We start from the raw sequence: 15,077 nt of genomic DNA, 5'->3' as shown, positions 1-15,077 counted from the left end.
GGAGGGTAAAGATTATGGCTGAAACAAAAGAGCAACGTATAGCTAGACAGATTTATGAGCAAGTTGGAGGTATGAATAACGTTGATTCTGTTATTCACTGTATGACTCGTGTTCGTATGGATATTAAAGATAATGATAAAGTGAATTTTGATGGACTGAAAAAAATTGACGGCGTAATGGGCGTTGTTGAAGATGATACATTACAAATCGTTGTTGGACCTGGTACAGTAAATAAAGTAGCAAACCAAATGGTTAGTATGGCGGGTGTTCGTTTAGGCGACAAAATTCCTGCTGGAAAAGCTACGGCTACAGCATCATCTGGTCGTTCTGAAGCAGAAAAACAAGCAGCGGCAAAAAAAGCTGAATTAAAGAAGAAAAATAATACACCATTCAAACGTGTATTAAAAGACATTGCAAATATTTTTGTTCCGTTAATTCCAGCATTTGTTGGAGCCGGAATTATCGGTGGTATTGCTTCTATTTTTGGAAATATGTTAGTGGCTGAAACCATTAGTGGAGCAAACTGGGAAAATATCGTTGTTGTACTAAATATCATTAAAAACGGATTGTTCCTTTACTTGAATGTGTACGTAGGGATCAATGCTGCAAAAGTTTTTGGTGCTACAGAAGGTCTAGGTGGAGTTATTGCCGGAGTGATTTACCTTCCAGGAATGAACATTGAAGCACCATTGACGAACATCTTTACTGGTGCCCCTATGGCTGGTGGACAAGGTGGAATTATCGGCGTTATCCTAGCTGTTTACCTACTATCATTAGTAGAAAAAAGCTTGCATAAAGTTGTTCCAGATTCAATTGATATCATTGTAACACCAACGATTTCTTTACTAGCTATCGGATTAGTAACGATTTTCTTGATCATGCCAATTGCGGGTGCTGTTTCATCTAGTTTAGTTGGAGCAATCACTTGGGTATTAAATGTTGGTGGAGCATTTGCCGGATTTGTTTTAGGTGCATTGTTCTTACCTATGGTTATGTTTGGTTTACACCAAGTATTAACACCAATCCATATTGAAATGATTGCTTCTCAAGGCATGACTTTATTGCTACCAATTTTAGCAATGGCTGGAGCTGGACAAGTTGGAGCTTCAATCGCTCTATGGGTTAAATGTCGTAAAAATAAACAATTAACTAACATGATCAAAGGTTCATTGCCTGTTGGTATTTTAGGAATTGGCGAACCCTTGATCTATGCTGTAACATTGCCTTTAGGTCGCCCATTCATTACTGCTTGTATTGGTGGCGGAATTGGTGGAGCTGTTATAGGAATGTTTGGCGGAATCGGTGCAACAGCAATTGGACCAAGTGGAGTTGCTTTGATTCCATTGATCGCTAATGGTCAATGGTGGGGTTATGTTGTTGGATTATTAGCAGCTTATGCTGGTGGATTCGTAGCAACTTACTTCTTTGGAGTTCCAAAATCAGCAATGGAGCCAACTGAATTAGTAGGATATGATTCAGATGAGTTTGAAGCTGAAAGTATTGTTGGTTAATTCGATTCATCTATTGTAAACTAATAATAGCATTTGAAAAGGCATGTAAGTCTAGCGATTTGCATGTCTTTTTTATTACGAAAAATGTCTGTCAGCTTTTTTTTAAAGACTACGGAGGTCACAAGTTATGCAAAACAATGTTTTACTGAAAATCAGAGAAAAGATAGTTGCTCTACCACAATCTGAAAAAAAAATCGCCGAAACGATCCTTAAAAATCCGATGAAGGTTATTCAAATGAGTGCAATAGACCTAGCGACCGAAGCAGAATCAAGTTCTGCCGCCGTCATTCGATTTTGTCGATCCATCGGTATAAAAGGATTTACTGAATTAAAGCTGCAGCTATCAGCTGATTCTCAAGGCATCAAAGATAATCTATACACGGATATTTTATCCGATGAAAATTTAGAGCAAGTAAAGAAGAAATTATTGGTCAATACCAATCATCTTTTTGAAGAAACCAACAATGTATTGGATACAAAACTAATTGAACAAGTAACAGAACTGTTGCATGAGAGTTCTGTAGTTTACCTATACGGATTAGGTGCTTCTCACATCGTTGCTTCGGATATTCAACAAAAATTTAGCCGGATGGGAAAAATAATGGTTTGTTCACTTGACCAACACTTATTAGTCACTTCAATGGCGGTTTCTGATAAACCTGCCGTGTTTTTTGGAGTTTCGAATAGTGGAGAAAAGAAAGAAGTATTGGCATTATTGACGATTGCAAAAGAACTTGGATTAAAAACAGTATCTCTTACAAGCAATACAGAAAATCCTCTAAGTATCGAAGCGGATATTGCGTTAAAAACAGCCTTTGCGCACGAAGCTCCATTAAGAAGTGGTGCAACAATTTCATTGCTGACTCAAATGTATGCTGTAGATATTTTGTTTTATGATTATGCTTCTAAACACTTCGATCTAACTGTAACCAATTTAGAGCAATCAAAGGCAGCTATTCAACGATACAACCAAATGTTCGACTAAATAAATTGTTGGAGAAAATACTGAAAATAGGAATGTGACTCAGCTGATCAAAGCTCGACGATCATTCCTTTTTTTTGAAGCTGAGTGTAGTAAGAATGATTGCAAAGCATCCGCTCTATTGATCTTTCTGGATTAGTGGTATGATAATTGTAGATGAATTTTCTGTGATTGAAACAGGTGAGGAGTGGCTAACAGTGAAGAAAAGAAAAATTTCAACTTATTTTAGTGTTTATATAAATGAAAAAGAAGTTGTTTTGCATTATGCGAACACAAAAGAGCTTGCTCAAGAGTTTCAATTTAAAATGGAAAAAGATGCCCTACAATTCTTTCAAGCTTGTTTGGACATTGAAAATTCTATTGAAAATTTATCAACGCAAAAACAGGAAAAAACTCACAATCAATGGGTAAAACAGACGTTAAAAGGGATAGATTATGAATACACAGAGTATTAGTAACCTGTTGTTTTAAAGGAATAGTTAAATGGAGGAGAACAAATTGATCAAATTAATTGCAATTGATATGGACGGAACATTATTAAATGAACACCATTTGGTTACCGATAAAGTGAAAAAAGCGATAACCAGAGCAAGTGAAGCAGGAATCAAAATTGTTTTATGTACAGGAAGACCTGTTCAAGCGGTTTATGAGTACCTTAAAGAATTAGAGTTGCCTCAAGATGAAGAAGACTACGTTATTTCATTAAATGGTACAGTCGTACAAAAAACTACGACATGGGAAATTGTGTATTCACATGAGTTAGACCACGATCATTTAAAGCAAGCTGAACGATTAATTGAGCCTTTTGAGATGAACTTTACTTATTTTGATGAAAAGGAATATTATTACACCGGTGCACCAACGGAAATGCTGCAATTTGATGCTGATTTATTAGGTATGGAAAAAGTACACTTGCCATTAACAAAATTACCGCATGATCTGACTGTTTTCAAAGCAATGTATGTAGCACCAGAAACGGAACTTGATCGTCTAGCTTCTTCTTTTCCATCCTTTATCTCCGAGTATTTTTATCCTATTCGAAGCTTATCATATGTTTTAGAATTATTACCGAAAAAAGCGAATAAAGGCGAAGCTTTAACAGGACTGGCAACTAAACTTGGCTTTGCTATGGATGAAGTAATGGCAATTGGCGATGGAGAGAACGATTTAGACATGATGAAAGTAGCAGGTACAGGTGTTGCTATGGGCAATGCTGTGGATTCTATTAAACAGGTCGCTAAGTACGAAACTAAATCTAATCAAGAAGATGGCGTAGCCCATGCAATTTATGAGTGGGCATTACAAAATTATTGTAGTTGAGTTAATGAAATTTAAAATAAAGGAGCTCTAAATCGAAATTTTTATTTCGGTTTAGAGCCCTTTGTTATTTTTTTGATACAGTTTACATATTAATAGTTTATGCTTGGTGGCTTACTAAGGATAATTCTTTTTAATTAGTTTACTTTTTTCATAAGCTTTAAAAAAAAAGGTGTATTAATTAAACCTCACACTTGAGTTAGAATAAATTCAACAAGTTGAAAGGGGTTTATTTTAATGACAAATGATTGGTTAGAGTTAAAAGATAAAAATGTTATCGTAACTGGAGGAGCATCAGGAATTGGATTACACATTGTCAATGAATTGAAAAATAATGGTGCTACTGTAATTGTTGCTGATTTGAACGTAGAAGATGGCGAAAAAAATGGAGTATATAATATTAAGACAGATGTAACATCGGTTGAAAGTGTAAACGGTTTAGTAAAAAAAGCATCAGAAAAGTATGGTATTATTCACGTACTAGTAAATAATGCTGGGATTAATCAGCCTCGACTATTAGTTGATTTGTTTAGCGATAAAGGTAATTATGAAGTAAATGAGAAAATGTTTGATTTATTAGTAAATATTAACCAAAAAGGCGTAGTCTTAACTACACAAGCAGTTGTTCGAAATATGCTTGCAAAGAATACACTAGGAACAATTATTAATATTTCTTCAGAATCTGGCTTAGAAGGTTCAGTTGGACAAAGTATTTATTCAGGAACAAAAGGGGCGGTTAATTCTTATACACGCTCATGGGCTAAAGAATTAGGAAGTAAAGGAATACGAGTGGTTGGAGTAGCACCAGGAATAAATGAAAAGACAGGATTAACAACACCTGCATATAATGAAGCTTTAGCTTATACAAGAAATATTTCAGTAGATCAAGTCGATGTTGGATATGAAAAAAATATTCCGTTAGGACGTGTTGGGAAATTAGATGATATTGCTAATTTGGTATCTTTCTTAGCATCTGAAAAATCTTCTTACATTACGGGAACGGTTATTAATATTACAGGTGGTAAATCAAGAGGCTAATTTAAAGGAAGTGATAAAATTGACATCAATAAGTAGAAGAGTAAAAATTCTAAACTATTTGAGTCAAAACGATACTTTATCAAATAAAGAATTAGAGAATAAAATTAAAAGTACGTCTCAAACTCTGAAAAAAGATATCGATGAATTAAACGAATCAATGAGTGATGCAGCGATTATTCATTTCAAGCATCACCATTATTCGCTCGAGATAGTAAATCATAAAAAATTTCAAAAAATTATTAATGGAGAATTTAAGCAGTATTTAGATTTTAATTCTTCCCATAAACGTGTTGCATTCATCATTTATCATCTTATTGAGAAAAATAATTTTGTGAAAATTGATGATTTATCAGAAATAATGAGTATCAGTAGAAGTACTTTAAACAATGATATAAAAAAAGCAAAAATGCATTTAGTTAAATACAGTATTTCTATCAAAGGGATCCCAAACAAAGGAATACTTATTGATGGAACCGAGTTTAACTTTCGACTAGCATTATTGTATTTAGTTTATGATTATTACTTTAGTAAGTTTGAATTATCTAGTACTATAGTAGTTTTAATGGACGAATTAGCAGATGAATTTCAGTTGAATTATCAAAATAAAAATTTATTTAAAAAAATAATTGCTATATCAGTAAAACGCTTAAATATGAAGCATGAGTTAAATGAACTGACTTCTCTCTATCAAAATTATGAAAAAGATAATGATAAATTAGATGTATTTTTTTCTATATTAAGTAGAGAAGTGGAAAGTGGTATTTCAGAAAAAGAAAAAGATTTCATGTCTTTTCCTATTAACACTGGAAATTCAGCATCTGTTAAAGTAATCAAAAATCAAGAGTATGAGAGAGAAATTAGATATATTTTTGATCAAATGATCCGAACGGTGGAAGAAAGTTATTTTATTAATATGAATACAGAGGAGTTTTATAATAATATAAAACACCACTTGATGCTTTTAATTAATCGTTTAGCCTTTCATGTACCATTAAATGATATTTTTTCTGATAATATTCAACTGAAATTTCCTTTAGCTTTTGAATTAGCAAAAGTTTCAACAGAAGTATTTAAACAAAGGTATCAATTAGAAATAGAGGAAACAGATACAAGTTATTTAGCTGTCTACTTTGCTCTTTTCCTTGAAGAAGCAAAAATAATAGAAGAAAAGAATACAAAGAGAATTGCAGTTATTTCGAATACAGGAAGAGGTACTTTTGAATTAGTCAAAAGACAATTACAAGAGGTAGTAGGATTAGAGGCAGACATTCATCATATTAATGAAATCGATTACGAGAATAAAAATTTGCAGTATTATGATTTTATCGTAACTATGATTCCTATAAAAATCAAAGAGACTATTCCAGTCATTAAAATCAACAGTATCTTTGATAGGAAATATATTGCTAGAGAAATTGACAAAATTAATTTACCAAGTCATTCAATACCATCTAATGAGATAGATAATAATATTGATTTTAGTTATTTTAAGCTTTCTAAAGATTTTAATTATCGTTCCAATGTAACTTTTATGATCGAACAACTGGTTGAAGATAACCTAATGGATCAAGACTTTTATAAACGTTGGGAAGAAAGAGAGAATATTCAACAAATGATTTATGACAACGGAATAGCTATTCCTCATACCATAAATAAAGGAAATGCTAAGTTTGTTTTGAGTATTGGGATTTATGAAAATGCTGTAGTAACATCAAAAGATAAAGTAAAAGTAATTTTTTTATTAGGTATACCAGAGACATTAGAAGATAAACAACAACAATATTTGACTTTTATATATGATAAAATTTTCTCTTTTGGAACAAATAAGAATGATTATGAAAAATTAATAATGGCTAAAAACGACAATCAAGTCAAATCAGTATTATTGAAGGGATGGTAACTATGAGTAGTTCGATGATTTTATTAATTGTTTTGGGTATAGGAGCATTTTTATTACAATCATTTTTAGGGTTTATACAAATTAAAAATTTTGGTTTAGAATACTCTAGGATGAGAAAACTAGGCAGGGTTGCTATAGGGAGACGTCCAGGAAAGTTTAGATCCGGTACAATAATTATGTTTGCACTTGATAAAGAAGGAATAATTAAATACGGTCGCAAACTTCAAGGTACTTCAGTAATAGCGAGATTTAAAGAATTAGAAGGATATGATGGTATTAAACTAGATACTTTAACACTTCAATCAAAAGTTATGCAAAAAGAAATAAATCTGACAAAACAAGCCATTATAAATGCAGTTGAAACATATAACCATGTTGTAAATGGAGAACCAATTCCAGAAAAGAAAGCCCCATTAGCACATGCAGCACATAAAATGAAAGGGTTAACATTAAGTTTTTCAAAAAAATAAAATAAGAGGAGTGGAAAAAAATGGATATCATTGTAATGTTGGCTGAAGGTTTCATTGGATTATTTGAAGAGGGAGCAGCCGTATTTATAAGTTGGGTAAGCGGTATTATCCCTTTAGTTTTAATGCTGTTGGTTTTTATGAATACATTAGTAAGTGCATTAGGAGAAGAAAGAGTAACAAAATTAGCACGTGCTTCAACAAAAAACCCTTTAACTCGTTATATGATCTTACCTTTTGTAGCCGCATTCATGTTGGGTAATCCAAGCTCATTCACGTTAGGCAGATTCTTACCTGAATATTATAAGCCTAGTTATTTTGCTGCGTTAGCTCAGTTTAATCATACTAGTAATGGTGTTTTCCCGCATATCAATCCAGGTGAATTATTTGTCTATCTTGGAGTAGCACAAGGTATCGAAACATTAGGACTAAACCAAATGGATCTAGCTATTCGTTACCTTTTAGTCGGTTTAGTAATGAACTTTATTGGCGGCTGGGTAACAGACTACACAACAGCATTTGTATGTAAACAACAAGGCATTACGTTAAGCAAAGAATTGAAAATTGAAGCAATTTAAGAAAGCTAAAGGAGAGAAAAAACATGGCAGAATATAAAAGTGTTATCGTGAAAAAAGGGTCTGGCGGTTATGGTGGCCCATTAATCATTACACCGACTGAAGAAAAACATAAAATTTTATATGTTGTCGGTGGAGGAGAAAGACCAGCAATTGTCGATAAAATTGAAGAATTAACTGGAATGGAATCTGTTAATGGATTCAAAACGTCCATTCCTGATAATGAAATTGCTGTAGCTATTATTGACTGTGGTGGAACATTAAGATGTGGCATTTATCCTCAAAAAGGAATTCCAACAATCAATATTCTTGCAACAGGAAAAGCAGGTCCATTAGCAAAATACATCCATGAAGAAATCTATGTATCTAAAGTAGGTGTAAATCAAATATCGCTAGCAGATGAAAGTCAAATTGCTTCTTCAGCTGTAAAATCTGACAGTTCAGCAAAACCAGAACCAAAATACGATACCAATAAAAAAATCACGCAGCAAAAAGCTGAAGGCGGAAGTTTTATTGCTAAAATTGGAATGGGGGCAGGTAAAGCGATTTCCGTGATCAATCAAGCAGCACGTGAATCAATCCAAACTGTTATCAATACCATTTTACCATTTATGGCATTTGTTGCATTACTGATTGGGATTATTCAAGGAAGTGGAATTGGGACATTATTTGCAAACATTATGGCTCCTTTAGCAGGAAATATCTGGGGCTTGATCATCATTGGTTTTATTTGTTCCTTACCATTCTTATCTCCTTTATTAGGACCTGGAGCAGTTATTTCTCAGGTTATTGGAACGTTGATTGGTGTAGAAATTGGAAAAGGAAATATTCCACCATCATTAGCACTTCCTGCTCTATTTGCTATTAATACTCAAAATGCAGCTGATTTTATTCCAGTTGGTTTAGGACTTGAAGAAGCAGAGCAAGAAACAGTTGAAGTAGGAGTTCCTTCAGTCTTATATTCACGTTTCTTAAATGGTGTTCCGCGTGTTATTGTGGCATGGTTAGCAAGTTTTGGATTATACAGTTAAATATAAAAAATGCATGAATGAATCTGATTGGAGATTTTTTTCATATCAGATTCTTAAACACTTAAAAAATAAATCTATTTATGAGGTGAAGTAATGACTATTTTTGAAACAAAAGTAAACAGATATGGCGAAAACGCTGCAGCATTTAAGGAAGAAAATATGGTGGTGTTATTTGGGAATAATGCACCAGCAGACTTAGCAGATTTTTGTTACATTATTGATATCAATCCTATTAATGGGGAAATTGAAGTAGGCGATATTTTGTCACTTGATGACACTGAATATTCTATTACAGCGGTTGGTAATGTTGTTAAAATAAACCTTACAAATTTAGGTCATATTACCTTGAACTTTAATGGAGAGACAGAAGCTGAAATAGCAGGAACGCTTTATGTTGAAAGGAAAGGAATTGTCAATTTAGAGGAAGGTTCTGTTGTGAAAATCACTAAAAAGAGCTAATTTAGAGGAGGCCTCAGTGCATGTTTCTTGATACTGCAAGTATTGATGAAATCAATGAAAAGTTACCTTTAGGCATATTTAAAGGTGTTACCACAAATCCAACACTATTGTTAAAAGAAAATAAAGAACGCTTTAGTCATCTCAATACTCTTTTAGCAAGTGATGTTGAACTGTTATTTGTGCAAGTGATAGGTGAAACAGTAGAAGAATTAAAGAAAGATTATACTATAATCCAGAATATACAAACAGATAAGGAAATTGTTATCAAAGTTCCAATGGATACAATTGGGCTAGAATTCGTTAAAATCACTAAACAAAACTATTCAGAACAACTTATTTTAGGAACAGCTATTTATTCATCGGATCAGGGTATTCTATCAGCTGTTGTTGGTTGTGATTACTTAGCTCCTTATGTAAATCGTATGTCAAATAATAATTTGGATCCTTATCGATCAATCACACAAATGCGCAAATTTATTGATAATCGACAATTGCCAACAAAAATTATGGCAGCGAGCTTTAAAAATGCAAATCAAGTTGTAGATGCGTTGATAGCCGGAGCACATACAGCCACTATTCCGACTGATATTGTAGACCAAATGATGAATAAAGAATTAGCCATAAATGCAATTAAGATTTTTAACAGTCATGGTAAAGAATTAAATAAATTAAAAGAGTAAAAGAAAAACTTAACCTTAAACTAGCTTCTTAGTGGGTTAAGTTTTTTTATTCGAAATTTAAGACAGCAGAATTCCTATAGTAACTATTGTGACAATAGCTTCATTTTTTATAAATTTTAAAATCTTTTGATAGTCCTAATTTATTAATGGGTTTAAACACAAAATAAAAATTGTATCATTTGATAGCCCTTTCTAAAAGATTTATACTAAAAGTGTAAAAAATAATAGGAGGGGTAATATGCAAGAACAATTAGTGAAAATTTCGGAAAAAATGTTTGAGTGTCAACGTGTTTGTAATGAATGTTTTGATGCTTGCCTAAAAGAAGATAACGTCCAAATGATGGCAGAATGTATCCGATTAGATAGAGAGTGCGCGGATATTTGTGCATTTGCTTCAACAGCAATAACCCGTGAAAGTGCCTTATCAACTGATCTTATTTCTTTATGTGCCACTATTTGTCAAGCTTGTGGAAAAGAATGTGAAAAACATGAACATGACCACTGTCAAAGATGTGCAAAGGTTTGTTTGGAATGTGCAGAACTTTGTAGAAACTACGCATAGTCAACTATTTTTTAATATTTATCCCAAATATGTACAGCTCTAAATGCCTATAGATAGGTGTTTTCAATAGAGCTGTACATATTCTTGTCACAAATTATGGTCAAAAGTTAATTTTTGATTATAAAACGGTAGCTCTTTTAAAGTGTACTTGTTATACTCTGGTTATCAAAAACAATAGCAAATGCCCCAAAACTTTTGCTATCATTGAATACTTATTTTTAACCTCTTTAAAGCAGTACCCCTCAGTTTTATCCTAGGTCATCCTGACCGCTCATACACTTTATATTTTTAGATTCGTTTCAAGAAGTACATCCACAAACTCTTATTTAATTTACTCTTTTTTACCCCACATGCCACAATGGATATCCCATTATTTTGAACTACCTCATTTACTTTTTTTACCGTAATCCAGAAGCTATGTTAGAAAAAAATAGTGTAACGTAGGTTTATTTAGGTTGCCTTTTTATAAATATTTTATTAAAAACGTGAAGGAGAAATGCTAAATGGAAATTAATTTTACAGAACCTTATGGAAAGTTATATGAGTCGATTGAAGAAGGAGAGTTAAAAGTTTTCAATTTTGAAAGCGAGTATGGGAAAATAAAAAATATGTTTATTAAAAGGGGCATTCCATTTAACTTAGAAAATAAAGAATTTTTTGATATTGTAACCCCATATGGTTATGGCGGACCAGTTATTCAAGAAACTACAGATGAAAAAAAATTATTAGAAGGCTATTTTGAAGCCTTTTCAAATTATTGTCAAAAAAATAGTATTATAACAGAATTTATACGCTTTGATCTATTCGAAAACACACAAGTACGGAAATCTTTTTACGGAGACGTATCATTGGTGGGTAACAACATCGTTAGGGATTTAAAGTTACCAATAAATAAAGATATTCGTAAAAATATTTTGCGAAGTGCAGAATCAGCTAAAAAAAGCGGAATAAAAATTGTTATGGATGAAACTGGAGAATATATTGATGATTTTCTAACTGTCTATTATTCAACAATGAAACGAAATGGTGCAGAAGATTATTATTACTTTGATAAGTCATTTTTTGAACAAATCCACGAAACGATGAAAGGTCAATTTGTTTATCTCCATGCCGTAATGGAGGATAAAGTCATTTCGACAGCATTGGTATTAATGGGTAAAGAAAGATCCTTTGGTTTTTTAGCTGGAACACTTGAGGAATATTACTGTTACCATGCAGAAGCTTTAGTAGAGTTAACAACTATACAGTGGCTAAAAGAGAAAGGGTTAAAGAAATATATTTTAGGTGGAGGTCATAAAGGGGAAGACGGAATATACCTGCATAAAAAAGGTTATGCTAGAAGTGGAGACCACCCATTTTATGTGGGTAAAAAAATACATGATCCAATTATTTATGAAAAATTAGTTCAAATGCGTAAAACATTTGGTGATTTTGATAAGGAAACTTCTTTTTTTCCAAAGTACCGAACTTAAAAACGAATATTTGTAACATTCTAGGAGTTTACTTCAAAGGAGTGATGAGAATGGTATCGTTCAGCGAAACATATCACGAGTATACATGGATAGAAGAAACAGATTTTTATCACCATTATCAAAATGAAAAACTACCCTTTTTATATTCTTGTAATATATTAAAATTTAAACGAAATCCTTCATTAGAAGAATTTTGTTTAGCTGAAAAAAAACTGATGGATTTCCAAAAAAAGATGCAACAAGATTTCATTCATTTTTATGCAGCAGAGAATGAACCTTTTTCTAAGGAGATAGAAGAATATCTCACAAAAGAAAATTATACGATTGCTGCTGAAGAATTGCTCGTTATTGATCCAAAGAATTTTTATTTTTCTCATCAAAATGAAGAAATTAGTGTGGAAATAGTAGGAGATAATGAACGATTAAAAGAGTATTTAGATTTTATGTATCAACTAAATTTAAAGAATGGAGTGTTATACGCTCACAAAAAGCAGGATTTTTATGTGGATCGTTTTATTTCCCCAAAAATCCAGCAAATCAATGCTTATTTAGATGGAAAAGTTGTAGGAACAGCCAATATTATTTTATCTTCAGAATACATTGAAATTGATCACTTTGAAGTAGAACCAAATTTTCAAAATAAAGGGATTGGAACACAAATACAAATATTTATTATGGCGTTAGCAAAAGATAAAAAAGTGCTATTAGTTGTAGATAAAGAAACTAAAGCTAGTCGTATGTACTATCATCAGCACTACCAATATTGCGGATATCAATTGTCTGCATTTAAGCGATTTAAAACTGCCACGATAATTAATATCCCTCAAAATTCCTCTTCAATTGCTTCAACCTCATGAAAAAACACTCTATTTAATCGTAAGTTACTAATTTTTGACTTAATTCCTCTTATTTTCCCCTTGATTAAACCTAAACCTCTGAATTCCTCACATTAGTTATACCCCTATTTAATAAACCCTCTCTAGATATCCAATTTTGAAGCCTCTCTTACTGATATCCAGTTAACAGATATGTAAAAAGATAAAGGAGAGAACATTATGACGATTTATTATCCTATTAAATCAATGATTGAATGGATTTTTGCCGCTATGTTATTTCTAATAGTTTTACCAGTCATTTTAATTGTAGGAATTTTGATAAAAATTGAAGATCCTACTGGTCCTATCTTTTTTATTCAAGAACGTGTAGGAAAAGACAATAAACTATTCAATATGTATAAATTACGAAGCATGAGAAATCCAACGATAATTAATGAGAAAGAAATGTCTTACGATGATCGTATGTTAAAGGTTGGTCAAGTTATTCGTAAATTAAGTTTAGATGAACTACCACAAATGATCAATATTTTAAAAGGAGAAATGAGTTTCATTGGTCCTAGACCGTTATTAGTCGAGTACTTGCCTTGTTACAACAAGAAAGAATTGCGTCGGCACAATGTGAAGCCCGGTATTAGCGGGTGGGCTCAAGTAAATGGACGTAATCACTTAAGCTGGGAAGATCGATTTGCATTAGATGTGGAATATGTTGAAAAATGTTCATTTTCCTTCGATATAAAAATAATATTTATGACAATCCAAAAAGTTTTAATGAAAGCGGACATCGTTGAAAAAGAAGGCGATTACATCGTTGCATTTGATGAATATCGCAAAAGACAATGGGAATATGAGAAAGGTAAGAACAATGTCACATCGCTATTTACTAAGGTAGGTTCTTTTGACTCCGTTCCAATAGTACAAAACAGCAAATCTGAAATGCAGTAAGTTAAAAACTAGTCATCGCTGATTCAAACGAAATCTGATGGGAATAAGCGATAGAGAAAGAAGGGAAGTCTATGGCAAACAGTGAGCGAATTTTATTGTCTTCACCACATATGTCAGGAAATGAACAAAAATACATTCAAGAGGCGTTTGATTCAAATTGGATTGCTCCCTTAGGTTCGAATGTCACTAATTTTGAAAAAGAGTTAGCTCAATACACAAACAATAAAGGTGCTTCATTAACAAGTTCAGGTACGGCTGCTATCCATTTAGCTCTAGCATGTCTAGGGGTAGAAAAAGGAGATAGTGTATTTTGTTCGAGCTTTACATTCATTGCGAGCGCTAATCCAGCACTGTATTTGGGAGCCGAATTAACATTTATTGACTCTGAACCAAGCAGTTGGAATATGTCACCACAAGCCTTAGAACGAGCTTTATTTGATGCCAGTCTAGAAACCCGACTACCAAAAGCGATTATTGTGGTGAATCTTTACGGACAAAGTGCAGATATGGATGCATTATTAGCCATCTCAAATCTATTCGGTGTTCCAATTATTGAAGATGCTGCAGAATCTTTAGGAGCAGAATACAAGAATAAAAAAAGCGGAACATTTGGGAAAATTGGTATCTATTCCTTTAATGGAAATAAAATCATCACAACTTCTGGTGGCGGAGCATTAGTGAGTGATGATGATGAATTGTTGGATAAAGCTTTTTTCTTAGCTACTCAAGCAAAAGATGCCGCACCATATTACCAACATTCACTTGTTGGATACAATTATCGGATGAGCAATGTTCTTGCAGGAATTGGAAGAGCTCAACTAGAAGTATTGGATCAGCGAGTCGATAAAAGAAGAGAGATATTTCAGAATTACTACCAAGAATTAAATTCAATTGAGGAAATTCATTTTATGCCTGAAATCGAACAGTCAAAATCCAATCGTTGGTTGACCACGCTTGTTATTGATCCGTTTATGACAAAAATTACTCCTTTTGAATTCATGGATAAAATGAATCAAGCAAACATTGAGACGCGTCTATTATGGAAACCACTTCATATGCAACCGCTATTTAAACACACTAAATTTTATAAACATAATGAAAGAACAACAGCTGTATCAGAGTTGCTCTTCAAGATGGGAATATGCATTCCTTCAGGTTCAAATATGACTGAAGAAGATCAATTTAGGGTCATCGACGAAATGAAAAAAATTCTTGTTCCTGAAAGTCAAGTCCAACTTCTTTGGAAAAAAGTTCAAGTGAGTCCACTATTGGTCGACTAACAGTTGGTCATTTTGTATAAATAAC

At 32.8% G+C, this 15,077-nt stretch carries 16 protein-coding genes; all 16 read left to right on the top strand.

The annotated features are described in order from the left end of the window. Window positions 1-14: 14 nt before the first annotated feature. Window positions 15-1,511, top strand: a complete 1,497-nt coding sequence (locus CAR_RS07235) for a PTS transporter subunit EIIC (protein ID WP_013711053.1) — start codon at window positions 15-17, stop codon at window positions 1,509-1,511. A 127-nt stretch (window positions 1,512-1,638) separates the two neighbouring features. After that, on the top strand, window positions 1,639-2,496 hold the full coding sequence (locus CAR_RS07230; RefSeq protein ID WP_013711052.1) for a MurR/RpiR family transcriptional regulator: 858 nt from the start codon (window positions 1,639-1,641) through the stop codon (window positions 2,494-2,496). Between the two features lie 140 nt (window positions 2,497-2,636). Beyond that, a complete protein-coding gene (locus CAR_RS07225; RefSeq protein ID WP_013711051.1) occupies window positions 2,637-2,948 on the top strand; it encodes a hypothetical protein in 312 nt (103 codons plus the stop codon). A gap of 43 nt (window positions 2,949-2,991) precedes the next feature. After that, window positions 2,992-3,813 carry a Cof-type HAD-IIB family hydrolase gene (locus CAR_RS07220; protein ID WP_041556389.1) on the top strand — a complete coding sequence of 274 codons (822 nt, stop codon included), beginning with the start codon at window positions 2,992-2,994 and terminating at the stop codon, window positions 3,811-3,813. Window positions 3,814-4,047: 234 nt separating this feature from the next. Beyond that, the gene (locus tag CAR_RS07215; RefSeq protein ID WP_013711049.1) at window positions 4,048-4,848 is read left to right on the top strand and encodes a sorbitol-6-phosphate dehydrogenase subunit; all 801 of its coding nucleotides are present in this window, start codon (window positions 4,048-4,050) and stop codon (window positions 4,846-4,848) included. Window positions 4,849-4,867: 19 nt separating this feature from the next. Continuing rightward, the gene (locus CAR_RS07210; RefSeq protein WP_041556388.1) at window positions 4,868-6,748 is read left to right on the top strand and encodes a BglG family transcription antiterminator; all 1,881 of its coding nucleotides are present in this window, start codon (window positions 4,868-4,870) and stop codon (window positions 6,746-6,748) included. 14 nt (window positions 6,749-6,762) lie between these two features. After that, window positions 6,763-7,218 carry a transcriptional regulator GutM gene (locus CAR_RS07205; RefSeq protein WP_041556886.1) on the top strand — a complete coding sequence of 152 codons (456 nt, stop codon included), beginning with the start codon at window positions 6,763-6,765 and terminating at the stop codon, window positions 7,216-7,218. A gap of 20 nt (window positions 7,219-7,238) precedes the next feature. Next, window positions 7,239-7,793 (top strand): PTS glucitol/sorbitol transporter subunit IIC, encoded by a 555-nt coding sequence (gene srlA, locus CAR_RS07200; RefSeq protein ID WP_013711046.1) that lies wholly within the window; start codon window positions 7,239-7,241, stop codon window positions 7,791-7,793. Between the two features lie 23 nt (window positions 7,794-7,816). Beyond that, a complete protein-coding gene (gene srlE, locus CAR_RS07195) occupies window positions 7,817-8,821 on the top strand; it encodes a PTS glucitol/sorbitol transporter subunit IIB (RefSeq protein ID WP_013711045.1) in 1,005 nt (334 codons plus the stop codon). A gap of 93 nt (window positions 8,822-8,914) precedes the next feature. After that, on the top strand, window positions 8,915-9,280 hold the full coding sequence (locus tag CAR_RS07190; protein ID WP_013711044.1) for a PTS glucitol/sorbitol transporter subunit IIA: 366 nt from the start codon (window positions 8,915-8,917) through the stop codon (window positions 9,278-9,280). A 20-nt stretch (window positions 9,281-9,300) separates the two neighbouring features. Then, entirely contained in the window at window positions 9,301-9,960 is a 660-nt protein-coding gene (locus tag CAR_RS07185) for a transaldolase family protein (RefSeq protein WP_013711043.1), read from the top strand. A 238-nt stretch (window positions 9,961-10,198) separates the two neighbouring features. After that, window positions 10,199-10,522 carry a four-helix bundle copper-binding protein gene (locus tag CAR_RS07180; RefSeq protein ID WP_013711042.1) on the top strand — a complete coding sequence of 108 codons (324 nt, stop codon included), beginning with the start codon at window positions 10,199-10,201 and terminating at the stop codon, window positions 10,520-10,522. Between the two features lie 503 nt (window positions 10,523-11,025). Then, on the top strand, window positions 11,026-11,994 hold the full coding sequence (locus CAR_RS07175; protein ID WP_013711041.1) for a GNAT family N-acetyltransferase: 969 nt from the start codon (window positions 11,026-11,028) through the stop codon (window positions 11,992-11,994). Window positions 11,995-12,044: 50 nt separating this feature from the next. Further along, the gene (locus CAR_RS07170; protein WP_013711040.1) at window positions 12,045-12,851 is read left to right on the top strand and encodes a GNAT family N-acetyltransferase; all 807 of its coding nucleotides are present in this window, start codon (window positions 12,045-12,047) and stop codon (window positions 12,849-12,851) included. Window positions 12,852-13,049: 198 nt separating this feature from the next. Beyond that, a complete protein-coding gene (locus CAR_RS07165; RefSeq protein ID WP_013711039.1) occupies window positions 13,050-13,772 on the top strand; it encodes a sugar transferase in 723 nt (240 codons plus the stop codon). Between the two features lie 71 nt (window positions 13,773-13,843). After that, window positions 13,844-15,052 carry a DegT/DnrJ/EryC1/StrS family aminotransferase gene (locus tag CAR_RS07160; protein WP_013711038.1) on the top strand — a complete coding sequence of 403 codons (1,209 nt, stop codon included), beginning with the start codon at window positions 13,844-13,846 and terminating at the stop codon, window positions 15,050-15,052. Window positions 15,053-15,077: the final 25 nt, after the last annotated feature.

It is taken from the genome of Carnobacterium sp. 17-4, assembly GCF_000195575.1.
Taxonomy (GTDB): Bacteria; Bacillota; Bacilli; order Lactobacillales; family Carnobacteriaceae; genus Carnobacterium_B.
The sequence above is the reverse complement of the archived record's forward strand: the minus strand, read 5'-3'. Positions and strand labels throughout refer to the sequence as shown.